At 73.1% G+C, this 24,688-nt stretch carries 19 protein-coding genes; 16 read left to right on the top strand and 3 right to left on the bottom strand.

The genetic code is table 11. From position 1 onward, the window contains the following. Positions 1–115 precede the first annotated feature (115 nt). Entirely contained in the window at positions 116–1,126 is a 1,011-nt protein-coding gene (locus P3T34_RS37510) for a LacI family DNA-binding transcriptional regulator (RefSeq protein WP_280670963.1), read from the bottom strand. 363 nt (positions 1,127–1,489) lie between these two features. Between P3T34_RS37510 and P3T34_RS37505 the strand changes: the two genes are divergently transcribed. From P3T34_RS37505 to P3T34_RS37470, 8 genes are all read left to right on the top strand, one after another. Further along, positions 1,490–5,098 (top strand): discoidin domain-containing protein, encoded by a 3,609-nt coding sequence (locus P3T34_RS37505; RefSeq protein WP_280670961.1) that lies wholly within the window; start codon positions 1,490–1,492, stop codon positions 5,096–5,098. A 188-nt stretch (positions 5,099–5,286) separates the two neighbouring features. Beyond that, positions 5,287–5,481 carry a thiazolylpeptide-type bacteriocin gene (locus P3T34_RS37500; RefSeq protein WP_280670959.1) on the top strand — a complete coding sequence of 65 codons (195 nt, stop codon included), beginning with the start codon at positions 5,287–5,289 and terminating at the stop codon, positions 5,479–5,481. 56 nt (positions 5,482–5,537) lie between these two features. Beyond that, entirely contained in the window at positions 5,538–5,714 is a 177-nt protein-coding gene (locus P3T34_RS37495) for a thiazolylpeptide-type bacteriocin (RefSeq protein WP_280670957.1), read from the top strand. 181 nt (positions 5,715–5,895) lie between these two features. Next, a complete protein-coding gene (locus P3T34_RS37490; protein WP_280670955.1) occupies positions 5,896–8,634 on the top strand; it encodes a lantibiotic dehydratase in 2,739 nt (912 codons plus the stop codon). A gap of 14 nt (positions 8,635–8,648) precedes the next feature. After that, a complete protein-coding gene (locus P3T34_RS37485) occupies positions 8,649–9,806 on the top strand; it encodes a lantibiotic dehydratase C-terminal domain-containing protein (protein ID WP_280670953.1) in 1,158 nt (385 codons plus the stop codon). Next, complete coding sequence (locus tag P3T34_RS37480; RefSeq protein WP_280670951.1) at positions 9,803–11,602, top strand: hypothetical protein; 1,800 nt, start codon at positions 9,803–9,805, stop codon at positions 11,600–11,602. The genes P3T34_RS37485 and P3T34_RS37480 overlap by 4 nt, the downstream gene beginning before the upstream one ends. After that, positions 11,599–13,482 carry a TOMM precursor leader peptide-binding protein gene (locus P3T34_RS37475; protein ID WP_280670949.1) on the top strand — a complete coding sequence of 628 codons (1,884 nt, stop codon included), beginning with the start codon at positions 11,599–11,601 and terminating at the stop codon, positions 13,480–13,482. Before P3T34_RS37480 ends, P3T34_RS37475 begins: the two co-directional genes overlap by 4 nt. Positions 13,483–13,515: 33 nt before the next feature. Then, positions 13,516–15,162, top strand: coding sequence for a thiopeptide-type bacteriocin biosynthesis protein (locus tag P3T34_RS37470; RefSeq protein WP_280670948.1), 1,647 nt, complete (start codon positions 13,516–13,518; stop codon positions 15,160–15,162). Here P3T34_RS37470 and P3T34_RS37465 read toward each other — a convergent pair. After that, positions 15,148–15,549 (bottom strand): MerR family transcriptional regulator, encoded by a 402-nt coding sequence (locus P3T34_RS37465; protein ID WP_280670946.1) that lies wholly within the window; start codon positions 15,547–15,549, stop codon positions 15,148–15,150. The two genes, P3T34_RS37470 and P3T34_RS37465, sit on opposite strands and share 15 nt — an antisense overlap. A gap of 113 nt (positions 15,550–15,662) precedes the next feature. Between P3T34_RS37465 and P3T34_RS37460 the strand changes: the two genes are divergently transcribed. Together P3T34_RS37460 and P3T34_RS37455 are read left to right on the top strand one after the other, a co-directional pair. Then, positions 15,663–16,328, top strand: coding sequence for a class II aldolase/adducin family protein (locus P3T34_RS37460; RefSeq protein ID WP_280670944.1), 666 nt, complete (start codon positions 15,663–15,665; stop codon positions 16,326–16,328). Beyond that, positions 16,325–16,729 (top strand): carboxymuconolactone decarboxylase family protein, encoded by a 405-nt coding sequence (locus P3T34_RS37455; RefSeq protein WP_280670942.1) that lies wholly within the window; start codon positions 16,325–16,327, stop codon positions 16,727–16,729. Before P3T34_RS37460 ends, P3T34_RS37455 begins: the two co-directional genes overlap by 4 nt. Positions 16,730–16,733: 4 nt before the next feature. On the opposite strand, the gene P3T34_RS37450 is transcribed toward P3T34_RS37455, so the two are convergent. Next, a complete protein-coding gene (locus P3T34_RS37450; protein WP_280670940.1) occupies positions 16,734–17,486 on the bottom strand; it encodes a TetR/AcrR family transcriptional regulator in 753 nt (250 codons plus the stop codon). Between the two features lie 223 nt (positions 17,487–17,709). Here P3T34_RS37450 and P3T34_RS37445 point away from each other — a divergent pair, with 223 nt between their 5' ends. Genes P3T34_RS37445 through P3T34_RS37420 form a run of 6 tightly spaced genes read left to right on the top strand, consistent with a single transcriptional unit; the run spans position 17,710 to position 24,682 of the window. Beyond that, positions 17,710–19,380: an amidohydrolase gene (locus P3T34_RS37445; RefSeq protein ID WP_280670938.1), complete on the top strand. Its 1,671-nt coding sequence runs from the start codon at positions 17,710–17,712 to the stop codon at positions 19,378–19,380. A gap of 26 nt (positions 19,381–19,406) precedes the next feature. After that, complete coding sequence (locus P3T34_RS37440; RefSeq protein WP_280670936.1) at positions 19,407–21,056, top strand: ABC transporter substrate-binding protein; 1,650 nt, start codon at positions 19,407–19,409, stop codon at positions 21,054–21,056. Further along, positions 21,056–22,003 carry an ABC transporter permease gene (locus P3T34_RS37435; RefSeq protein WP_280670934.1) on the top strand — a complete coding sequence of 316 codons (948 nt, stop codon included), beginning with the start codon at positions 21,056–21,058 and terminating at the stop codon, positions 22,001–22,003. The genes P3T34_RS37440 and P3T34_RS37435 overlap by 1 nt, the downstream gene beginning before the upstream one ends. Then, positions 22,000–22,905 carry an ABC transporter permease gene (locus P3T34_RS37430; protein WP_280670932.1) on the top strand — a complete coding sequence of 302 codons (906 nt, stop codon included), beginning with the start codon at positions 22,000–22,002 and terminating at the stop codon, positions 22,903–22,905. The genes P3T34_RS37435 and P3T34_RS37430 overlap by 4 nt, the downstream gene beginning before the upstream one ends. Next, a complete protein-coding gene (locus P3T34_RS37425) occupies positions 22,902–23,912 on the top strand; it encodes an ABC transporter ATP-binding protein (RefSeq protein ID WP_280670931.1) in 1,011 nt (336 codons plus the stop codon). The genes P3T34_RS37430 and P3T34_RS37425 overlap by 4 nt, the downstream gene beginning before the upstream one ends. After that, positions 23,909–24,682: an ATP-binding cassette domain-containing protein gene (locus P3T34_RS37420; RefSeq protein ID WP_280670929.1), complete on the top strand. Its 774-nt coding sequence runs from the start codon at positions 23,909–23,911 to the stop codon at positions 24,680–24,682. The genes P3T34_RS37425 and P3T34_RS37420 overlap by 4 nt, the downstream gene beginning before the upstream one ends. The last annotated feature ends 6 nt before the right edge of the window (positions 24,683–24,688 follow it).

The raw sequence follows: 24,688 nt of genomic DNA, 5'->3' as shown, positions 1-24,688 counted from the left end.
AATCAACTGCTGGGCGGACCACCACGACTGAGGCCTGACAGCAGACATGACAGAGGGCCGGACCCGTGGGTTCGGGTCCGGCCCTACGACTACGACTGCGGCTACGTCTACGGCTTTATGGTTTCGGAGCCAGCCCGGTCGAGCCGCGCACCACCAGCTCGGGTTCGAAGAGCAGCTCGTCATGCGTGACCCGGGCGCCCGCCAGCTCGCCCACCAGCAGCCCCACCGCCGCGCGCCCCATCGCCTCGATGGGCTGACGGATCGTGGTCAGCGGCGGATCCGTGCAGGTCATGAAGGAGGAGTCGTCGTAGCCGACGATCGACACGTCCCGCGGTACCTCCATGCCGCGACGGCGGGCGGCCCGCACCGCGCCGAGGGCCAGCGGGTCGGAGGCGCACACGATGCCGGTGACGCCGCGCGCCAGCAGCCGCGCCGCGGCGGCCTGGCCGCCCTCCAGCGAGAAGAGCGCGTGCTCGATGTCGTCCTCACCGAGCTCCAGCCCGGCGCGGGCGAGCGCCGGCCGGGCCGCCGCCAGCTTGCGCCGCGAGGGCATGTGGTCGGGCGGCCCGAGCACCAGCCCGATCCGCCGGTGGCCCAGCGAGACCAGGTGGCCGACCGCCTGCTCGACCGCCACCGCGTCATCGCAGCTGACCTGCGGGAAGTCGAGTTCCGGGATCGCGGCGTTCATCAGCACCGTCGGCACGCCGCGCTGGAAGAGCAGTTCGTAGTGCTCGTGCGGTGACTCGGCCTGCGCGTAGAGCCCACCGAAGAAGACCACACCCGAGACCTGCTGCTGGAGCAGCAGTTCGACGTAGTCCGCCTCGGAGACACCGCCCCCGGTCTGCGTGCAGAGCACCGGGGTGAAGCCGCGCTGCGCGAGCGCGCCGCTGACCACCTCGGCGAAGGCGGGGAAGATCGGGTTCTGCAGCTCCGGCAGGACCAGCCCGACCAACCGCGAGCGCTCCCCGCGCAGTTGGGTCGGACGCTCGTAGCCCAGCACGTCCAGGGCGGTCAGCACCGCGCCGCGGGTCTGCTCGGCGACGCCGGGTTTGCCGTTGAGCACCCGGCTGACCGTCGCCTCGCTCACCCCCACCTTCTTGGCCACTTCGGCAAGTCGTCGTGTCATGGCCAACAGCCTAGAGCACCCATCGCAACTGACTTGCTGCTGGCTGCAAAATTCCGGCAGCCCTTGCCGCAAGCGGTTGACCCGGCCGAACAGGCCCCGTCCTGCGGTCTGGGCCCGGACCCAGGCTCGCACTTGCTTCAGATCTTGCAAAGGAAAGTAAGGATTACACAGATCTGCATTTAGATATTGCACCTTGATGTCGGAGACGTTACGGTTCCCCTCGCGTCGGCACCCCATCCCCCACCAGCCGAGCTCGCGCGGCCCTCGCCGCCCTCCGGGTCCGCCCTCCCTCTCCCGCACGGTGGCGCCGACCACGTCAACTGTCATGCCCATGAGGTAATTTGCTGTTGAAGGGAGCAGAAGGTGTTCCAGCCCGTCAGAAGTCTGAGCCGAGCACTCGCCCTGCCGGTCGTCACCACGTTGCTGGCCGGCGTGGGCGTCCTCGCACTGGCGCCCCAGCCGGCCTCGGCCGCCCCGCGCACCGGCGCCCCGCATACCGCAGCCACCGCCACCGCCACCGCCACCGGTGGCAGCGGCGCCAACCTGCCGTACGTCGAGGTGCAGGCGGAGAACTCCGCCACCAACGGCACCGTCATCGGCCCGAGTTACACCCAGGGCCAGCTGGCCGACGAGGCGTCCGGGCGCAAGGCCGTGACGCTGCAGGGCACCGGACAGTACGTCACGTTCACCACGCCGGTGGCCACCGACTCGATCGACTTCCGCTACAGCATCCCGGACACCGCGAACGGGTCGGTCTACACCGCGCCGCTCTCGCTCTACATCAACGGCAGCAAGCAGAGCGACTTCACCCTCACCAACGCGTACAGCTGGTACTACGGCAGCTACCCGTTCACCAACACCCCGGGCAGCAACCCGCACCACTTCTACGACGAGGCGCACCGCCTGCTGCCGACCAGCTATCCGGCCGGCACCACCTTCAAGCTCCAGGTCGACGCCGAGGACACCGCCTCCACGTACACGCTCGACTTCGCCGACTTCGAGCAGGTCGGCCCGGCGCCCTCCCAGCCAGCCGGCTCGGTCTCGGTGACCAGCGAGGGCGCGGACGCGACCGGCGTCAACGACGCGACCAGCGCGTTCAACGCCGCGATCAGGGCGGCCGGCCCCGGCGGCACGGTGTGGATCCCGCCGGGCACCTTCAATGTCCCCGGCCACATCGGCGTCAACAACGTGACCATCGCCGGCGCCGGCATGTGGTACTCGACCGTCACCGGCACAGCCCCCGGCTTCTACGGCAACTCCGCGCCCAACCCGAGCAGCAACGTGCACCTGCAGAACTTCGCGATCTCCGGCAACGTCCAGGAACGCGACGACAGCGCCCAGGTCAACGGCATCGGCGGCGCGCTGAGCAACTCCACCGTGTCGAACATCTGGATAGAGCACATGAAGGTCGGCGCCTGGATGGACGGCCCGATGGACAAGCTGACCTTCAGCGGGATGCGCATCCGCGACACCACCGCGGACGGCATCAACTTCCACGGCGGCGTCACCAACTCGACCGTCACCAACAGCGACATCCGCAACACCGGTGACGACGGCATCGCCACCTGGGCGGACTCCAGCCTCGGTGCCGACGCCAACGACACGATCTCCGGCAACACCGTGCAGCTGCAGATGCTCGCCAACGGCATCGCGATCTACGGCGGCCACGACAACACCGTCACCGGCAACCTGGTCCAGGACACCGGGCTCACCCAGGGCGGCGGCATCCAGGTCGGGCAGCGGTTCACCTCCACCCCGGTCGGCACCACCACCATCTCCGACAACACCCTGATCCGGGACGGCAGTCTCGACCCCAACTGGCAGTTCGGCGTCGGCGCGCTCTGGTTCGACGGCAGCCAGGGCGCGATCACCGGGCCGATCAACGTGAGCAACGCGCTGATCGAGCAGAGCCCGTACGAGGCCGTGCAGTGGGTCGAAGGCACCGTCAGCGGGGTCTCGCTCACCAACGTGACCATCGCGGGCACCGGCACCTTCGCGCTGCAGGAGCAGACCGGCGGCGTGGCGACCTTCAGCAACGTCACCGCGACCGGCGTGGGCGCGCCCTCCCCCGTGTACAACTGCGAGGGCGGCAACTTCACGGTCACCGACGGCGGCGGCAACTCCGGGATCAGCGGCACCCCGCTCTGCGGCCCGTGGCCCGCCCCGGTCTACCCGCCGTACCCGCCCACCGGTGTCACGGCCAGCCCGAGCGCGCTCAACTTCGGCTCGGCCGCGACCGGTTCGACCAGCGCCGCGCAGAGCGTGACGGTCAGCAACCCGACCGGGTCGGCCGCCGCCGTCTCCGCGATCTCCACCAGCGGCGACTTCGCGCAGACCAACACCTGCGGGACGTCGATCGCGGCGGGCGCCTCCTGCACCGTCGGCGTGACCTTCACCCCGACCGCGACGGGCGCCCGCAGCGGGAGCCTGACCGTCAACGCGGGCGGGGTCACCAACACGGTCGCCCTGGCCGGGACCGGCACCGCACCCGGCCCGGTGCTCAACGCGAGCCCGGCGAACCTCTCCTTCGCCGCCACGGTGGTCGGCTCCTCGACCGCCGCGCAGACGGTCACGGTGACCAACTCCGGTACCAGCGCGGCCAGCGTCTCCAACGTCGCGGCGACCGGTGACTTCAGCCAGACCAACACCTGCTCGACCGTCGCGGTCGGCGCCTCCTGCACCGTGAACGTCGTCTTCACGCCCACCGCGGGCGGCGCGCGCACCGGCACCCTGACCATCACCGGCAACGCCAACAACAGTCCGACCACGGTCGCGCTGAGCGGCGCCGGCATCGACAGCAGCACCAACATCGCGGCCGGCCGGCCGGCTTCGGCCAGCTCGGCCAACGGCCCGTACGTCGCCGCGAACCTCACCGACCCGGACCCGTCGACCTACTGGGAGAGCCAGAACGGCTCGTTCCCGCAGTGGGCCCAGGTCGACCTCGGCCAGAGCTACCAGCTCGGCAAGGTCGTCCTCAGGCTGCCGCCGTCCAGCGCCTGGGGCGCGCGCACCGAGACCCTCTCCCTGCTGGGCTCCACGGACGGCTCGACCTTCTCGACGATCCTCGGCTCGGCCGAGTACACCTTCGACCCGAACGCCGGCAACAACACGGTGACGCTCACCTTCAACGCCGCCACCGCCCGGTACGTACGGGTGAACATCACCGCGAACACCGGCTGGAACGCCGGCCAGCTGTCCGACTTCGAGGTCTTCCCCAGCGGTGGCGGCGGCTCCAACTCCGCTACCTTGACGGCCAGTCCGAGCACGCTGACGTATCCCGGCCAGACCGTCGGCACGGCGTCGGGCGCGCAGAGCGTCACGGTCACCAACACCGGCAGCGCGGCCGCGACCGTCACCGGCGTCACCACCACCGGCGACTTCGCGCAGACCGACACCTGCGGGACGTCGATCGCGGCGGGCGCCTCCTGCACCGTCAGTGTGACCTTCACCCCGACCGCCACCGGCACCCGTACGGGCAGCCTGACGGTCAGCGGCAACGCCGGCAACAGCCCGCTCACCGTCGCCCTCACCGGCACCGGCAACCCGTCCTCGACCACCAACCTGGCGCTCGGCGCCACCATGACCGCCAGCGGATACACCCAGAACTACGTGCCGTCCAACGCCAACGACGGGAACAGCAGCAGCTACTGGGAGAGCACCGACAACGCCTTCCCGCAGTGGCTCCAGGCCGACCTGGGCAGCGCCCAGACCCTCGGTTCGGTCACCCTGCAACTCCCGCCGTCCACCGCCTGGGCCACCCGCACGCAGACCCTGAGCGTGCTGGGCTCCACCGACGGCAGCACCTGGACCACCCTGGTCGGCTCCGCGAACTACACCTTCGACCCGGCCACCGGAAACACCGTCAGCATCACCCTTCCGACCGCGACCAGCGCCCGCTACCTGCGGCTGAACTTCACCGCCAACACCGGCTGGCCGGCCGGCCAGGTCTCCGAGTTCCAGATCTTCGACTGATACCCGCCTGAGCCACGCGACGGGGGCGGCCGCACCACGCGGCCGCCCCCGCCGCCGTAGCGGGGCAGCGGGCATGGTGGGAGCGGAGTCAGGCACAACCGAGATTCGAGTGGGCGTCAACTGACGGTTGGTCAGCTCCTCACCGGAGTGCACCCCGGACCATGTTCCCAAACCACAGGGAGACCGCCATGTCCAACAGCACCGGCACCACCGACAGCCCCAGCTTCGAGCTCGCCGACCTCGACCTCGGCGAGCTCACCGTCACCTCGATGAGCGACAGCGCCGCGCTGCCCGAGGGCGGCGCGTCGTGGGGCTCCAGCTCCTGCCAGGGCTCGTCCTCCTGCGCTCAGCCGGAGCCGACGCCGGGGCCCATCGCCGCCTGACACCGGCACGGAGCCGACCAACACACCGCTTCCCCTCACCTCCCAGGGAGTTCCGCATGTTCGACACCACCGACCAGCCGACCTTCGAGCTCGCCGACCTCGACCTCGGCGACCTCACCGTCACCTCGATGAGCGACAGCGCCGCGCTGCCCGAGGGCGGCGCGTCGTGGGGCTCCAGCTCCTGCCAGGGCTCGTCCTCCTGCGCTGAGCAGCGGCTGTCCTACGACTTCTGACACCGGTTCTGACACCGGCACGGAGCTGACCAGCGCATTTTCCCTCGGGTCACCCCGAACTGCCCTGGTCCCAGCCGAGGGCTGGTGACCACCCCGGGTCGCACGGATGCCCCGTGCGCCCCGGGGACAACCTCGGATCAGCGCACGGACCGGGCTCGACGGCCTCAAGAGACGGGATGCCATGAGGGACTCCACGGGACACTCCACGGGACACCAACGCCCGGTCGGCGGCTACGCGGTGCACTGCGCGCCCTACGCCCTCGCCCGCGCCACCGTGCTGTGCCACCCCGCCGAGCACCCGCAGGCCGCGGTGTTCCGCGCGGAACTGACCCGGCTGACCGAGCTGGAGAGCGAGCTGGCCGAGCTGCGGCCCGCGCTCGGCGACGCCCTCTACGCCAGCCGGGACGGCCACTCGCAGACCTTCCACCGCGAGGTGGTCCTGCCGCTGCGCCGCTCGCTGCACAACGGCCGCGAGTCCCGGCCCGCGCTGCTGGAACGCCTGGGCGACCTGCCCCAGCGGGTGCCCGAGCTCGCCGCCTGGCTGTCGCTGCGCCGCCGCCGCGCCGCGCTGCTCGCCACCGCCGACGACCTCGCCCAGGCTGCCCTGACCGTCGAACGCGGTGCGCTCGCGGAGCTCTGCCGGGAGCCGGCGCTGGCTCGGGCGGTCGCCCTGACCAGCAGCGATCTGCTGCGCGCCGTCGAGCGCGCGGGTACGGGTGCCGCCGACCGCCGGGCCCGCAAGGAGGAGCCCGGGGTGCTGCGCTACGCACTGCGGGCCAGCACCAAGACCAGTCCGCTCTCCTGGTTCACCGTCGTCGGCTGGGGTGCGCTGAGCACCGAGGTGCCCGCGCCCGGGCAGCCGCACAACGCGGGCGCCGGGCTGGCCACGGGCCCGCTGACCCCGGTGGTCGAGGTCAACCGCACGCTGGTCAGCGCGCTCAGCCAGGCGCTGCTGGACTCCCCGCGCCGGCGCGCCGGACTGCCGCACCGGATGACCAGTACTGCGCGGATCAGCGGCGGCCGGGCGGCCTACGCGCGCAGCCGGCTGGAGTTCGCCGGTGGCCGCTACCTGATCGGCACCGAGGACGAGGTCGAGCTGGCCGCCACCGGCCCGCTGTCCTTCGTCACCTCGCGCTGCCAAACCCCTTCCACGCTGGCCGAGTTGACCGAGTGCCTGAGCTCGGCGCTGGGCGGTCCCGCGAGTGGCTCGGCCGCCGCCGCGTTCCTGGAGCAGCTGACCGAGGCCGGCCTGCTGATCCCCAGCGAGCCGCTGGATCCACAGGGGGACGAGCCGCTCACCCGCCTGGCGAAGTGGCTGCGGGCTTGGCCCGAGGATGCGGAACTGGCCGAGCAGCTCGACGAGATCGCCGACCGCACCCGGCAGTTCGCGCTGACGGCGGCCGCCCGGCGCCCGGCCGACCTCGCCGACCTGGAGAGCCGCTGGACCGCCGTGCTGGAGCACGCGGGCCGCCCGGTTCCGGAACGGGGCGCGCAGCTGACCGTGCTGTCCGAGGACGTGGTGGCGCCGACCCCGCTGCGACCGGACGGCCAGCTCTCGACCACGGACACCGAGGCGCTGGCCGAACTGACGCCTCTCGCCGAGCTGTTCGACCTCGGCCACGTCGTGCGCCGGACGGCCCTGGAGCGCTTCGTGGCCCGCTACGGGCGCGGCGGGAGCTGCCCGGACGTGTGGGAGTTCGGCAGCGAGATGGTCGCGGCGTGGGAGCAGGCCTGGCAGTTGGCCGGCCTCGCTCCGCAGCGGCAGGTGGAGCTCGTGGGCGGTCTTGCGGGGCTGGCCGAGCTGCGGGCGTCGGTGCTGGCCGCCGTGAACGGCCCGGACAGCGGCCCGAACAGCGGCCCGGACAGCGGCGGGGACGGCGGCGGGGACGGCGGCGGCGCCGGCGGGGTGCGGGACATCGCGTTGCCCGTGGGGTTGGTCCAGGGGCTCGGCGCGAGACTGCCCGCCTGGGCCGTCGAACGGCCGCTCAGCTACTCGTACTTCGTCCAGCGCGACCTCGACGGCGAGCTGCTCTGCGTCAACCAGGTGTACGGTGGCTGGGGCCGGTTCACCAGCCGCTTCCTGGATACGCTGCCCCCTGCAGCCACCACCGAGGTCGCCCGCCAGCTCCGCCGAGGCCTCGGGCCCGGGGCGCGAGCCGCCCAGGTCCGCCCGGTCGGCGGGTTCAACGCCAACCTCCACCCGCTGCTGGTCCCCGACGAGATCGGCCCCGACCGGCGCTGGGCCTCGATCGGCGAAGCGGAACTGGACCTGGTCCACGACGAGGCCGGCGACCAGCTCCGGTTCCGGCTGCGCGCCACGGGCGAGTGGCTGGACGTGCTGTACGCCGGCTTCCTGGCACCCGTCATGCTGCCGCCACGGCTGGCCCCGCTGCTCTGCGACCACCCGCACGGCGTCGTCGACTTCCGCGCGCTGCTCCCCCGCACCACGCTGGCGGCGCCCGGCGGACAGGTGCTCCACACGCCGCGGCTGACCTACCGCCATGTGGTGCTGAACCGGCGCCGCTGGCACCTGCCAGCCGAGGTGGTCACCGCACTCGGCGCCCAGCTGGCCGCCGACACAGAGGTCCCGGTGGCGACCGCGGCCCGCTGGCGCGCGCTGCTCGGGCTGCCCGAGCAGCTCTTCCTGCGCCCGGCTCCGGTCAGCTCGGAGAGCTGGAACGCCGACGCCCTGCTCACTCGACTGCGGCAGCCCAAGCCGCAGTTCGTCGATCTCGGCAGCGCCCTGCACCTGCGCTGCCTGGGCCGGTGGCTGGCCCGCCAGCCGGGCGGGGTGGTGCTGGAGGAGGCGCTTCCGGCGCCCGGCGGGCAGGCCCGGCCGACCCGGGCGGTCGAGCTGGTGGTGGAGGCCTATCGTGCCGGGCGGCCTGCCCGTGGTGAACGTGGTGAACGTGTCCAGTGAGGCAGGAGACGCCCGTGTCCAGTGACCAGGAGGTGCCCGTGTCCGATCCAGCCGCCCTCGATGTGGTCGCCTACTACCATCAGCCGCTCAAGGGCCCGCTGCTGCGCGGCGCGATCCTGCCGCTCGCCGAGCGGTACGCGCGCCAGGGCCTGACGGTCCAGGTCGAGCGGCACTGGCTGCACGGCCCTCACCTGCGGCTGCGGATCGAAGGCCCGGCCGACCAGGTGGCGCCCGCCGCCGAACAGGCTGCGGCCGCCGTCCGCGAGTGGCTGCGCGAGCACCCCTCACTCAGCGACCGCGGCGAGGCCCAGCTGCTCGCCGAGGCCGCCGAGGCGGGCCGCATCGAGCTGATCGCCCCGCCGTACGGCCCAGTGGTGCCCGACAACACCGTCCAGGTCGAGGGCGTCGACCGAACCGCCGTGCGCGCCCTGCTCGGCGACGACGGGTCCGAGCTGCGCGACGACCTACTGCGGCTGGGCCTGCCCGCCCTGCGCGCGGGCTCGCACTTCCTCGGCGAGCACGGGGACAGCGGCACCGCCCGGCTCCAGCTGCTCGTGGCGGCACTCGCCGCGCACGCCGCCGCGCATCCGGGAGCGCTGGTGGGCGGCCACTACTCGTACATCTCCCACCTGGAGGACTTCCTGGTCCACGACGACCAGGACGGCAGCCTGCGGCGGAGTTTCGAGCAGCACTGGCAGAGCGCCGGCGGCGCGGTGACCGCTCTGGTCGAGCGGATCGCCGCCGGCGAACTGCTGGAGCGGGAGCGGCCGTGGGCCCGCTGGTCGGCCGACGCCTGGCGGCTGACGGAGCACCGGCTCGACGCCGGGGCCGACCTGCGCGGGAGCCCCGCCGCGTACCAGGAGCGCGCGGCGGCCACCGGTGATCCGGGCCAGCTGGAGCGTTGGAGCCCCGAACTGCGCACGCGGTACAGCGAGTTCCACCAGCTGCTGGCCCGCTCCGATCCGCAGGGCTCGATGCTGGGGCGCACCGACTACCTGATCTACCGCGCCTGCACCAACGGCCTGTACCGGCTCTTCACGGTCTGCGACGTTCGGCCGTTGGAGCGCTATCTGGCCGCGTACCTGGTCATCCAGGCCGTCCCGGTGCTCACCGGGCACCACTGGCGCGACCGGATGAACGAGGTCATCACCGCTGTGGAGGCACGCTCGTGACCACGTCCCTCGATCCGGTCCCCGGCCTCGGTGAGACCGGGGACGCCGAGGACGCCATCGATGGCGTCGATGGCGTCGACGCGCTGGCCGGCTGGCGGCTGCGGCCGGGAGTCGCGCTCACCCCGCTGAGCAACGGACTGCACCTGCGGGGTTGGCGCTCCAGCGTCACCATCGAGGGCAGTCGCGCCCTGCCCGCGCTGTGGCAGCTGCTGGAGGCGGTGCTGCGCACCGGCGACCCCACCGCACTGGAGGCGCCGACCGGTTCGCCGCTGCGCGGCGCCCTGAACACCCTGATCGGCCATCTGCACGCCCACGACCTGCTGGTGGCCAGGGACGGCTGCGCCGCGCGGTGGCTGAGCGCCGCCGCGCCGCACCCTGCAGCGGCGGCGCGGGCCATCGCGGCGGCCCGTCCCCGGCTGCGGGCCGGCGATCCGGCCGACCCGCTGGCCCAGGCCGCCGCCCGGGCCCTGCGCCGGGCGGGGGCGGTGCCCTGCGTCGCCGCCTGGCCCGCCGGGCCCGCCGGGCTGCTCTTGCTGTCGGCCGGGCCCGGGCGGTCGGCGACCGTCGCGGCCGGGGTGTCGGGGGGCGGCGGTTTCGTCACGGCGGTGGGCAGTCCCGAGCAGGCCGAAGCGGACGCGGCGGCGCTGACCACCCGGCTGGGCCTGGTCGCCGACGACGGGTCGGGCACGACGGCCGGGCCCGCCGCGTCCGCCGCGCTGACCGCCCTGGTCGCCGGGGCCGCCGCCCAGCGGTTGCTGTGCGCCGTCGCCGGGCTGCCCGATCCCGCGCATGACGGTGAGGACCACCTCGTGCTGTCGGGCCTGCCTGCGGTCCTGGTCGCCGAGGCCCGTCCGCTGCGGGCCGACTACCACGCCTGGCTCGGCCCGCAGGCCCTGGACCACGATCGCCGCGCACCGCTCCCGCCGCCGGACACCCTGGCGCAGGCGCTGCGCCGGGTGGCCGCCCTCGGGGACAAGCGGGTCGGCGTGCTCACCCCGGCCCTGCCCGACGCACTGCCGCAGCTGCCCGTCGCCCTGGTCAGCGCCCAGCTGCCGCTCTCGGGGTCCGAGGGCACGCTGCTGGCGGCTGCGGCCCGCACCGATCTGGCCCGGCTGGACGCGGCCTGCCGGGTGGCGGAACTGCGCCTGAGCGACCCGCACTCCCGCATCACGGTCGGCGCGACCCCGGACCACGCCTGGGGTCGCGCACTGCGCCGGGAGGCGGCACACCATCTCGGCGACCACCTCGGCGACCGCTTGCCCAGCCGTTCCTGGGACGATCACCCACACGCCCGGCACTGGTGGCGCACACTCACCGAACGGCTCGGCCAGTCAGCCGAACTGACGGTTCATCAATATGGAGCCGCGTACGTCGCCTCGGTACGGACGGTGGGCCGACCGCCGATCCGAGCCGTCGAGGCGAGCGCCGGCGACGCGGTCGCGTTCGCGGCGCTGGGCGCGGTGGCCCACGCCGTCAGCCGCCGCCATAACCTGACGTTCCATCGGTTCTCCTTGCCCAGCGGAGCATCAGCCCCGCTCGCGATAGCCGACCTGGAGCTCGCCGGCTGGGAGGACGAGGGCTGGACGACCGGTTGGCTGGCCGGCCTGGCCGCCAGGGAAGGCGCCCTGCGCACCGCCCTGTGCCGACAGACCGGCCTGCGCCCCACGCCGTGGAGGCCCGTCGGCGCGGACGCCGCGACACTCTCGGCAGCACTGCACGCCTGCGGTTTCACCGTCCTCAGCAGCACGTCGAACGCCGACCAAGCCGCCAAACCCGCTGAGGAGGTTTACAGTTGAGCCCGCTGCCCGTCCTGACCAGCGAAGCCGCCCTGGCCATCACCACCGGCTCGGCCGTCGTCCTGCTGGAGGAGTGGAACCTGGAGCTCGCCGAGAAGTTGAGCCGGCACGCGCTGACCCACCCCGTGCTCCTGGTCCCGGTGCGCAGCGACGGCGCGCTGACCGTGATCGGCCCGGTGCTGCGGCCGGGGGCGCCGGCCTGCCTGAGCTGCGCCGAGTACCAGCGGCTGGCCACCGCCGGCGGCCGGGTGCCCTGGCAGAGCCAGCAGTTGGCGTTGGCCGGGCTGGTGGCGCCCGCCCTCGACGAGGCCGCCACGGCCCTGGCCGAGGCGCTGCTCGAAACACAGGAGACCCCGGACCCGCCAACGGACCAGCCCGGCGCCACCGTTCAGCTGCTGCACAGCGGCCGCGCCACCTGGTCCACTCACCGGATCCGCCCGATCGGCGGCTGCGCGGTCTGCGCGCCACTGCCGCCGGACACCGCCCAGGCCGCCCAACTCCCGTGGACGGCCCGCCCGCTGTCGGATCCGGCGGTGCTGCGCAGTCCCAACTCCCGTACCAACGCGGCCTCCCTGCGCGAGGCCCTGTGCGACGAGCGGTTCGGCCCGGTGCGCCGGCTGACCAGTACCGAGGACTCGGCGTTCAGCCTGACCAGCGCCTATGTCACCGACGGCCGGGCGCTGGACGACGGTGGCTACGGGCGGGCGGGCGACTTCGAGAGCAGCGAGCGCATCGCTCTCTTCGAGAGCGTGGAGCGGTACGCCGGGATGCGCCCGACCGGCCGTCGGACCGTCGTGCGCGCCTCCTTCGAGCAGTTGGGCGCCGACCTCGCGGTGGCCCCCGAGCGGCTCGGCCTGCCCGACCCCCGCTACCACGGGCACCCGGCCAGCCGCACCGTCCGCTACACCCCTCAGCTCGAACTCGACTGGGTACACGGCTGGTCGCTGACCCGCGACCGCTCCCTCGCGGTGCCCGAGCACGTCGCCTACTGGGAGGTCCCGGGCGCCGACCGGCCGCACGTCGTCTACGAGTGCTCCAACGGTTGCGGGCTCGGCAACAGTCCCCAGGAGGCGGTGCTGTACGGCCTGTTCGAGGTCGCCGAGCGGGACGCGTTCCTGATGGCCTGGTACACGGCCACCCCGCTGCGTCGGATCACGCTGCCCGCCGACGACCCCGAGCTGCTCCAACTCGCCGACCGGACAGCCCTGCTGGGCTACCGGCTGACCCTGCTGGACGCCACCAACGACCTCGGCATCCCGGCCGTGGTCGCCGTCTGCCGGTACCAGGGGGCCCACCCGGACGCCCCGCGAGTCTTCCTCGCCGCCGGGGCGCACCACGATCCGCGCAGCGCCATCCGCTCGGCGGTGATCGAGGTGGTCACCACCGTCCACGCGTCCGCCCGGCGCGCGCTGACCGCCGAGCGCCCGTACGGGCCCGAGCGGCTGCGGCCGATGCTGAGCCGGCCGGAGCTGGTCCGCACCCTGGACGACCACGTCGGCCTGAACACCCTGCCCGAGGCCCAGCCGCGGCTGGAGTTCCTGTTCGCGGACACGCCGGAGCTGGACTGGCGCGAGGCCTGGCCCGGGACGCCGGAGCCGGTGCACGACCTGACCGCGCTGCTGGAGCGGACCGTGCGGCGGCTGTCCGGGCTGGGCCTTGAGGTGATCGCGGTGGGCCAGGACGAGCCGGGCGTGCGCGACCGGCTCTGCCTGCACTGTGCGAAGGTCATCGTTCCCGGCGCCCTGCCGATGACCTTCGGCCACGTCAACCACCGCACCCGGGGCCTGCCGCGCCTACTGGAGGTCCCGCACCGGCTCGGCCGAGTCGAACGGCCGTTGACATACGAAGAGTTGACGATCCATCCGCACCCCTTCCCGTGATCCCGACGCGATTCCGACGGACCGAGGACCCTCATGGCCGACTGGCACAGCTTCCACCTCTTCCTGCACAGCGACACCGCCGCGGTCGACGCCGTCCTCACCGAGGAGTTGGCCCCGCTGCTCGACGGCCTGGTCGCCGACGGGCAGGCGGCGGCATGGTTCTTCATCCGCTACGGCGAGGGCGGCCCGCACCTGCGGATCCGGCTGCGCGGGCTGACGCCGTCGGCCGCGGCCGAGTTGCCCGACATGCTGAGCCGGCTGGGCAAGGCAGTGCCGGCCGTCGAGGGCCCCTGGCCGTCCACGCACGCCGAGGTCCAGCCGGTACCGTACGTCGCCGAGACCGAACGCTACGGCGGAGCGGCGGCGCTGCCGGAGGCGGAGGAGCTCTTCGCGGTCTCCTCCCGGGTCGCGGTGCTGGCGCTACGGCGCCCGCCGCGCGCGGCCGACCGGCTGGCCCTGGGCATCGACCTGGCGCACACCACCGCGCTGGCCCTGGGCCTGGGCCCGCTCGCCGCCGCCCGCTGGCTGCGCCGGCACGCGGCGGGCTGGCGCTGGGTCACCGAGGTCCCCCTGCTGCCGGGCGCGGCCGTGCATGCCCGGGTCAACGCCGTCTTCGCCCTGCAGCACGAGGCCCTGGTGAGGCGCGCCGAGACGCTGCGGGCCGGCCTGGAGCGGGAGGACGCCGCGCCCTGGCTGCTGGCGTGGGCGGCCGCGGTGCGCGGCAGCGAGGGCCGCGAGCTGTGGGTGTGGGCCTCCCAGCTGCACATGCTGTTCAACCGGCTGGGCATCAGCCCCGACGAGGAGCGGGCCGTGTGCCGACTGGCCGCCCGCACGCTGCTGGACGCGGGCGAGCCGCCCTCGTTCTTCCCCGAGGGGCATCGCGCGCCGGACCGCCAGTATCTGGAACGGAGCAAGTTCCAGGCGGGCCGCCCACAGGACAGCGCGCTGCGGCTGCTGCCGTCGGACCTCCTGTCGGACCCCCTGGAGGGCTCCCAGCACTCGGCGCCGCCCGAGGTCGCGCTACCCGCCGGCCCGCTGCCGGAGCGCTCGCTGCACGAGGTGACGACCGCTCGCGTCTCGGCGCGCGGAGCGCTGGTCGGCCCGCTGGACGCCGGCACACTGGGCACCCTGCTCTGGTCCTCGCACGCCGAGAGCCACCGCACCGAGCGGTGGCTGCCGGGGCAGCGGCTGCCCGAGGGCGCCGCGCGCTCGGTCCCGCACCGCCCGTACCCGAGCGCCGGCGCCCTCTACACCGCCCGCCTGCGGCTGATCGCGCTGAACGTGGACGGCCTGTCGGCCGGCACCTACCAGTGCGTCCCCGAGCGCCGCGTGCTGCGGCCGGTCGGCCCCGCCCCGTCCGTCGCCGAACTCACCGCCCTCTCCTCCTACTTCTCGCGCCCCGCCGACGATCCCGACCTGGTCGACATCACCGACGCGCCCGCCGTCCTCGGCCTGTACGTGGACTTCGGCCTGCTGCGCCGGCGCTACGGCCTGCGGGCCCTGCGCCTGGGCCTGCTGGAGGCCGGGCACCTCGCCCAGACCCTGCTGCTCAGCGCGACCGCGCTCGGGCTGTCGAGCATTCCGCTCAGCGGCTTCCTCGACGACCTGGCCCACGAACTGCTGGGCCTCGACGACCTGGACCAGCCACTCCAGTACCTGCTGCCGCTAGGCCATGTCTGACGGTTCGCGGCGGATCCGCCAAGTCGCCATCTGCTCCTGGAAGTTGGGGCAGGCGACGATGTCCGTTCTGCTGCACTGGAGGGCATGGGTCAGCAGCTGGTGGGCGTGGTCCAGGTCGACCATGCGCTGCTCGATCTCGGCGACCTTGGCGCTGATCATCGCCTGCCTGCGCGGCTGGTCCTGCTGGAACTCGGCGATCTCGGCCAGGCTCAGTCCGGCCTGCTGGCACTTGCGCAGCAGCACGATCCGCTCCGCGGCCTGCGGCGGATAGCGCCGCTGGCCGCCCTGGCGTTCGGGCGCGGGGAGCAGGCCGTGGCGCTCCCAGTACCGGATGGCCGAGGCGGGGACTCCGGTGATCTCGGTGAGCCGGCCGATCGTGATGAGCACGCCCGTTCCTCCTTCAGTTGACTTAAACCATAGTTCAAGTTGAAGAGTGGGCCCTGCACCGGACCAGCGGCGGATGAGCCACCGCCGGCCGCAGAGAAGCAGGAGCCGATCAGATGACAGGCATGCACAAAGTTGCGCACCAGGCGCATGAACTCGTGGAAGCCGCCGAGCAGTTGTTCGTGGCGGGGGTGATGTCGCACTCGGGCCACGCCAACCTGAGCGCCAGGCTCGACGCCGAGCGCCTGCTGCTGACCCCGGGGTTCGTCCGCGGGCTGCGGTCCGAGCAGGTGGCGACCGTGAGCTTCGACGGGCAGGTCCTCGCCGGCGAACTGCAGTCCGTCAGCACCGAGATCATCGCCATGCACAGCGTCGTCTACCGCGCCCGCCCGCACGTGGGCGCGGTCATCCACACCCACTCCCCCGCCGCGACGGCCTTCGCCGTGGCCCACCGGCCGCTGCCCTGCCGCACCGAGCCGATGCTGCGCTTCGGGCAGGCCGAGGAGGTACCGGTGGTGCCCTGGGGGCCGCGCGGATCGGACGTGGCGGTCCGCGGCATCGCCGAGATCCTGGAGCAGCGCCCCGGCACGGCCGCGGTCCTGCTGGCCAACCACGGCCTGCTGGTCTTCGGCCCGGACTCGGCGGCCACCGCCCGCCTCGTGGTGGCGATCGAGGAGAGCGCCGAAGCGGAGCTCGCCGCGCGGGCGATCGGCGGGGCCGTGGACTTCCCCGAAGGCGCACTGGAGGCCGTCCGCGCCTCGATCGCGCGGGTCGCGTCATGACGGACGACGCCCGCACCGCACGCCTCGAGGCCGTCCGGGACCGCTACCGCGCGACGCTGGGCACCGTCCCCGGCGGCGTGCAGGAGCGGCTGCGGCTGGCCCTCGCCTTCGACCGGCTCGCCACCGAGGAGGCGGTGATGGCGCTGCGGCACCTCGTGCTGACCGAGAACCCGCTGGGCGGGCGGGTGCAGCAGCTGGTCCACTTCGGACAGCTGCTGGCCCTCGGCCGGGCGGATCCCGCTCGAATTCACGCGCGGGGAGCGCTCCACGCGGGCGCGGTCGCCGCCGACCTCATCGGGGTCGCCGAGACCGCGCTGCTCACCGCGGGCGTGCCGGCCTACGCACTGGGCATGGAGATCATCGCCGAACTCCTGCCGGCCGAGGAGGGCGAGGCGCAGTAACCGCTCAGGCCTCGCGCCCGGCCTGAACACGCTCGGCCTGAGCGCTCTCGATCCGCACGGCGATGCCGTCCAGGAAGGTCGCCAGGATCATCCGGAACACCTCGGCGTCGTCCCGGAACAGTTCCGTCAGCCGCTGCGCGCTCTGGCGCAGCAGCGGGAACTCGGCCTCGGGCAGCGTGGCGTACTTGATCGCCCAGGCCGCCTCGTCCTTGGCCTGGGTCGCCGGGTCGAGTGACGAGAACGCGGCCGAGTACTGCGTCATCGCCAGCGTGAGATCCACGAGTTGGCGGGAGTACTCGGCCGCCTCGACCACCGGCAGGCCGGCCCGGTGCAGCGCCGCGATGAGCAGTTCGAGCCCGCCGGTCTCGGCGGGGCCGGCGGTGGTGCGGGCCGCCGCGAGCACGGCGACCACGGGTCGGGCCAGATAACTCGTGCGGATGCTCTCGGCGGTGACGGTGAGCCAGCTGCGCCAGTCGTCCGACGGGCCGTCGGGCAGGGCGGCGCGGGCCAGCTCGGCGCCCTCGGCGACCGTCAGTTCGGTGAGGGCGAGGACGAGTTCGTCCTTGTCGCGGAAGTGCCGGTAGACCGCGGTCGGGTCCGCGCCCAGTTCCCTGCCCAGGCGGCTGAAGGTGAGCTGGCCGCCCCCCTCGGGGGAGCAGAGCCGCAGCGCGGCCTCCAGGATCGACTCACGTGTGAGCACCACCCGCTGCTTCGACGTCTGCTGCTTCGACGCCGGCTGCTCTGCCTGCCGTGCCACTCGGGCCTCCACGCGGGTCTCTCCTCATCGCCGTTCGAGGGTCGCTCGGGATCACTGCCCCCGCAGTGGGGGCGCTTCATCCGATCGTAACTGCGCACTGCTGTCAATGGCATTGACATCAGCATTGTCAGAGGCTTTGCTACTCCACACATCCGGCAGCGCCGCCCCCGGTCCTCCCCCACCCTCGGCCGGCAGCGAGCTTCCCCCATGCTCTGGAGCGCCCGTGCATCGTGATCACCACCCCGCAGACCTGGTCTTTCTCGGCGGCCCGGTCTATACCGTCGACCCGGCGCGCTCCTGGGCCGGCGCCGTCGCCGTCCGCGACGGACGCATCGTCACCGTCGGCCAGGACGCCGACGTCCGCCCGCTGATCGGGCCCGGCACCGAGGTCGTCGACCTGGCCGGCCGCCTGCTGCTGCCCGGGTTCCAGGACGCGCACGTCCACCCGGTGCTGGCCGGCACCACGCTGCGCACCTGCGACCTGCACGAGCTGCACACCGCCGAGGAGTACGTCGCCGCCATCGCCGAGTACGCCGCCACCCGCCCCGACGCCGCCTGGATCACCGGCGGCGGCTGGAGCATGGAGGCCTTCCCCGGCGGCACCCCGCACCGCTCGCTGCTGGACGGAATCGCCGCCGTCCGCGACCGCCCGGTCGCCCTGCCCAACCGCGACGGCCACGGCCTGTGGGCCAACAGCCGCGCCCTGGAGATCGCCGGCATCGACGCCGGCACCCCCGACCCGGCCGACGGCCGGATCGAGCGGGACGCCGACGGCCACCCGACCGGCATGCTCCAGGAGGGTGCCGCCGAGCTGGTCACCCGGCACATCCCCGCCACCTCCGAGGAGGAGCGCTACAAGGGACTGCTGGCCGGCCAGGCCTATCTGCACTCCTTCGGCATCACCGGCTGGCAGGACGCCGCCGTCGGTGCGGCCTTCGGACCCGGCGACGTCTACGGCGCCTACCTGCGCGCCGACCGCGAGGGCACCCTGACCGCACGGGTGCGCGCGGCGCTGTGGTGGGACCGCGAGGGCGGCCTGGAGCAGCTGGCCGGGTTCCAGGAGCGCCGCGCCGAAGCCGAGCGGGGCGGCGAGCGGTTCCGCGCCGGCACCGTCAAGATCATGCTCGACGGCGTCGCCGAGAACCACACCGCCGCCATGCTGGAGCCCTACCTGGACGGCTGCGGCTGCTCGTCGGGCAACTCGGGCCTGGACTTCGTCGACCCCGCGAAGCTGGGCGGCTACGTCGCCGAGCTCGACGCGGCCGGCTTCCAGGTGCACTTCCACGCGCTGGGCGACCGTGCCGTGCGCCAGGCGCTCGACGCCGTCGAGGAGGCGCTGCGCCGCAACGGAGACCGCGGCAACCGCCACCACCTCGCGCACCTCCAGGTGGTCCACCCCGACGACATCGCCCGCTTCCGCACCCTCGGCGCGACCGCCAATATGCAGCCGCTGTGGGCCTGCCACGAGCCGCAGATGGACGAGCTCACCATCCCGTTCCTGGGCGAGCGCCGCTCCGGCTGGCAGTACCCGTTCGGCTCGCTGCTGCGCTCCGGCGCGATGCTCGCCGCCGGCAGCGACTGGTCCGTCAGCACGCCCGACGTGCTGGCCGGCGTCCACGTCGCCGTCAACCGCACCGGTGAGGAGGAGCCCAACCGGGTGTTCGGCCCCGAGGAGCGGATCGACCTCGGCTCCGCACTCGCCGCCTACACGGCCGGGACCGCGCGGGTGAACCACCTCGACGCGCTGACCGGCTCGGTCGAGAGCGGCAAACTCGCCGACCTGGTCGTGCTCGACCGCAACCCCTTCGACGGCCCGAACCAGGCCATCGCCGAGACCCGGGTGCTGCGCACCTACGTCCAGGGCGAACTGGTCCACGCCGCAGCCTCCGCATGAGAGCGCCGAGAACGAGGAGATCCGAAGTGAACACCAGACTGCTGCGTGCCGTCGTCTCCAGTTCGGCCGTGGTCCTGCTGGCCGCCGCGTGCGGCCCGGGCACCACCGCTCAGAAGGCGGGCGCCGCCAGCAACTTCTCGACCGCGCAGGTGACCACCGCGCCGGGCACCGGGAAGCTGGCCGACCTGGCCTGGTCCGGCGACTACCGCGCGCCGTACTCCGAGGACCCGGTCAAGACCGCCGACTACCCCGAGGAGACCATCCTCGGCAATGTGTGCGAACCGCTGATCCGGGTGGCGGCCGACTACTCGATGCATCCGGGCGTCGCCGCCTCCTGGTCCCAGCCCGACCCCAAGCACGTCGTGGTGCAGATCGACCCGCGCGCCACATTCAGCGACGGCAAGCCGGTCACCGCCGACGACGTGGTCTACAGCCTGGCCCGCAACCTGGACCCGGCGGTGGCCAGCAACTACGCCGACTCCTACAACGACGTCGACACCATCACGGCCACCGGCCCGGCGCAGGTGACGATCGCTCTGACCAAGCCGGACTACATCTTCGTGCGCAACCTCGGCATCCTCGGCGCGGCGGTGGTCGAGAAGGCCTTCGCGGTCAAGGCGGGCGCCAACTTCGGCAACGCGGACACCGGCGTCGTCTGCTCCGGCCCGTACGCGGTGCAGTCCTTCGACGGCACCAACCAGCTGGTGCTGAAGAAGAATCCGGCCTACTGGGATCCGAGCCACGCCGGCAAGGCGGACACGGTCACCTTCAAGTTCCTCTCCGACCCCTCGGCGCTGGCCAACGCGCTCTCCTCCGGCTCGCTGCAGGGCGCCTTCGACCTGCAGAGCTCGACCATCGCCCAGCTGAGCAAGGCGGCGGCCGGCAAGCTCTACATCGGCGGCGCGGGTTCCACCACGCAGAACGTCGACCTGGCCGTCTCCAGCCTCACCGGCGGCCTCGCCGACGCCCGCACCCGGCAGGCGCTGAGCATGGCCATCGACCGCGCGGGCATCGCCAAGGCGATCTACGCCGGCGCGGCCGACCCGCTCTACGCCGTGGCCGGCCCAGGCTTCTGGCTGAACGGTCCGGCGACCTCCAGCTACCAGGCGGCCTACGACCAGTTGGCCAAGGCTCCGGACCTGGCCGGCGCCACCAAGCTGGTGCAGCAGGCGGGCGCGACCGGAAAGCCGGTCACCCTCGCCTACGCGGCCGGTACGCCCTCCCAGGCCCAACTCGCCCAGGTGCTGCAGCAGACCGGCCAGTCGATCGGCCTGAACATCAAGATCGTCGGCCTGCCGGACCAGCAGTACGGCAGCCTGTTCACCGACCCCAAGGCCCGGGCCGCCTACGACGGCTTCCTGACGATCAACTACCTGGAGTTCCCCGAGGCCGCGAGCATGTACGCGAGCTACGCCACAGCCACCGGCGTGCAGAACTTCAACGGCTACGCCAACCCCGCCGTGCAGGCCGCGCTCGACGCCGCGCAGGCCACCGCCGACCCGGTGGCGCGGGCCACGCAGGTGCTCAAGGCGCAGGCGATCCTCGGCCAGGACCTGCCCTGGATCCCGATCGTCCAGCCGCGGGCGCTGCTGTTCCAGAACAAGGCGGTCACCGGCGCGCCGCTGACCTTCTCCTACATGGACAACGCCTGGGCCACCGCAGTGGGGGCACCCTGATGGGGCGCCTGCTGCTGCGCCGCCTGGGCGGGTTGGCCACGACGCTGCTGCTGTCGAGCCTGGTGATCTTCGGCAGCCTCTACCTCGCACCCGGCAGCCCCGAGAACGTGCTCTTCGGCAACCGGATGCCCACCGCCGCCGTACGGGCGGCCGCCCGGCACCGGCTGCACCTGGACCAGCCGCTGCCGGTCCGCTACTGGGACTGGCTGACCGGCGTGCTGCACGGCGACCTCGGCACCTCGATGGTCACCGGCCAGCCGGTCGCGGACCGGATCAGCTCGGGGCTCGGCACCACCGTGCTGCTGGTGCTGATGACGATGGTGCTGGTCGTCGTCGTGGGACTGGCCATGGGCCTGGCCGCCGCACTGCTGCCCGGCCGGGTGGACGCCGCGGTCAGCGCCCTGACCTCGGTGTCCGTCACCGTCCCGCCGTTCGTCGCCTCGACACTGCTGATCTCGGTCTTCGCGGTGCGGATGGGCTGGTTCCCGGCCTCGGGGCTGGGCAGTGGCCTGGGCGGCAGGATCGACGGGCTGGTCCTGCCGGCCTGCGCCATGGCGGTGCTCTCCTGCGGCTTCCTGGGCCGGGTGACCCGCAACGCGGTCCGCGAGCAGCTGGACCGCGAGCACGTCCAGACCGCGCTGGTGCGCGGCCTGCCCCGGCTGGTGGTGCTCCGCAGCCATGTGCTGCGCAACGCGCTGGCACCGATCGTGACGGCGGTGGGCCTGCTCACCGCAGGAGCCTTCGCCTCGACGCTGGTGGTCGAATCGGCCTTCGCGGTGCCCGGGATCGGGCAGTTGACGATCCAGTCGGTCGCGCAGAAGGACTTCCCGGTGGTCCAGGCGGTGGCTCTGCTGCTGGTCGGCGCGTTCGTGCTGTGCAACGCGGCGAGCGATCTGATCCAAGCCGTCGTCGACCCGCGCCTGCGCGAGACAGGGAGCACGTCGTGAAGGAGACACTGCTCAAGGCGGCCAGGCGACTGGGCCGCTCCGGGACCGCCTCGGCCGTTCTGCTGCTGGTGGTCCTGGTGGTGGCGATCGCCGCACCGCTGCTCGCCCCGCACGACCCCAACCAGGGCAGCCTGCTGGACGCGTACAGCGGTCCGTCGGGCGCGCACCCGCTGGGCGCCGACGGGATCGGGCGCGACATCCTCAGCCGGCTCGTGTTCGGTGCGCGGACCAGCCTGCTCGGCCCGGCGCTGGTCGTCGTGGTCTCGCTGCTGGTCGGCATCCCCCTTGCGCTGGCGGCCAGTTGGTACGGTGGCTGGGTGGACGCGGTGGTGGCGCGGGTCTTCGACCTCGTCTACGCGCTGCCCGGGCTGCTGCTCGCGGTGCTGACGGTCGCGCTGTTCGGCCCCGGCCTCACACCCGCGGTGGCGGCGCTGTCGGTCGCCTATGTGCCGTTCCTGGCCCGGATCGTGCGGGCGGCGGCGCGTCAGCAGCGGGTCAGCCCGTATGTCGACGCGCTCGCGGTGCAGGGCTTCGGCGTGCTGCGGATCACCGTCCGCCACATCCTGCGCAACATCGCACCGGTCGTGGTCGGCCAGGCCACCATCGCCTTCGGCTACGCACTGCTCGACCTGGCCTCGCTCTCCTATCTGGGACTGGCCGTCCAGGCGCCGACACCCGACTGGGGCGTCATGGTCAGCGACAGCGACGCGCTGCTCAAGGGCTACTGGCTGCCGGTCGCCGCGCCCGGCGTGCTGATCGTCCTCACCGTGCTCGCGCTGACCGTCCTCGGCGCACGGATCAGCGGGGACAAGCCGCCGGGCTACCTGAAGCGCCGTAAGCGGGCCGCCGCCCCGGCGGACTCTGCCTCGACGGACCGCACTGCTGTGGGAGCCGCCGCATGACCGCCGTACCCGTTCCACTGCTCGAACTGTCAGGCCTGACAGTCGACTTCGCCACCGAGGACGGCGGCTCGCGGGCCTTGCTGGCCGGCCTCGACCTGACCCTTGCACCCGGCGAGGCGCTGGGCCTGGTCGGCGAGTCGGGCTCGGGGAAGTCGATGACCGTCCGCGCGATCACCCGGCTGCTGCCACCCGCGGCGACCGCCCACGGCGCGATCCGCTTCGAAGGCCAGGACGTCGGCGCGATGGACGCCTCCGCGCTGCGCGCCTACCGCGACGGCGGCGTGGGCCTGATCTTCCAGGACCCGCGCGCCCACATCAATCCGACCACCAGGATCGGCGCGTTCCTGACCGAGGCCCTGCGGCACAACCGCGGCCTGGGCCGAGCCGAGGCGCTGGCCCGGGCGGAGGCGGTGCTGGCCGAGGTCGGCCTCGACGACCCCGCCCGCCGGCTGCGCCAGTATCCGCACGAGGTCTCCGGCGGCATGCTGCAACGCGTGATGATCGCCTCCGTGCTGCTCGCCGAACCCCGGCTGATCCTGGCCGACGAGCCGACGACGGCCCTGGACGTCACCATCCAACGCGAGGTCGTCGCCATCCTCGACCGGCTGCGCCGGGAGCGGGGCATGGGCATGGTCTTCATCACCCACGACCTGGACCTCGCCCTGGCGGTCTGCGGCAAGGTCGCGGTCATGTACGCGGGGCGGATCGTCGAACTCCGCGACGCCGACAGCCTGCACGAGCGCGCCGCCCACCCCTACACCCTCGGGCTGCTGGGCTCACGCCCGGCGATCGACGCGCGGGCGGAGCGCCTCACGGCCATCCCCGGCCGACCCGTCTCCGCCTTCGAGGCCGGGCCCGGGTGCGCGTTCGCGCCGCGCTGCGCGTTCGCCACCCCGGCCTGCGAGAGCGAGCCACCGGCGCTCGCACCCTTCGACGGCGGACTGGTGCGCTGCGCCCGGGTCGAGGAGATCCACGCGATACGAACGAGCAAGGAGGCCACGGCGTGAACGCGGTGGAAGTGCGAGAGCTCAACAAGTTCTTCAAGGGCCACCACGCGGTCGCCGACGTCAGCTTCGACATCCCGGCGGGCGGCTCGCTCGGCATCGTGGGCGAGTCCGGGTCGGGCAAGACCACGATCGCCCGGATGCTGGTCGGGCTGGAGTGCCCGACCAGCGGCAGCATCGCCGTCCTCGGCCGCGACCGCAGCCGCCCGGCCCGCGGGAGCGCCGAACGGGGGGCCAGGGCCAAGGAGTTGCAGATCGTCTTCCAGGACCCGTACACCTCGCTGGACCCGCAGCAGAGCGTCCGGGCGGCCGTCGACGAAGTCCTGCGCCATCACGGCGGCCGCACCGCGGTGGAACGGGCGGCGCGCCTGGACGAGTTGGTCGACCAGGTCGGCCTGACGATGCGTCAGGCGCTGGCGCGCCCCCGCGACCTGTCCGGCGGACAGCGCCAACGCGTCGCGATCGCCCGCGCGTTGGCCGCCGGGCCGCGCGTGCTGGTACTGGACGAGGCAGTCTCCGCGCTGGACGTCTCCATCCAGGCGCAGATCCTCAACCTGCTCGCGGACATCCGCGCGCAGACCGGACTCGCCTACCTGCTGATCTCCCACGACCTCGCGGTGGTCCGGCAGTTGTGCGACACCGTCCTCGTGTTGCGACGCGGGCAGGTGGTCGAGCAGGGGGACTGCGCGCGGGTCCTGGACGATCCGGCGCAGGAGTACACCCGGGCGCTGCGCGAAGCCGTCCCCGTCCAGGGGTGGCGGGTGGCCGTCTGAGCCCGC

Origin of the sequence: Kitasatospora sp. MAP12-44, from assembly GCF_029892095.1 — a bacterium.
GTDB lineage: Bacteria > Actinomycetota > Actinomycetes > Streptomycetales > Streptomycetaceae > Kitasatospora.
Note: the sequence above shows the minus strand (reverse complement) of the source record. Positions and strands in the feature narration are given on the sequence as shown.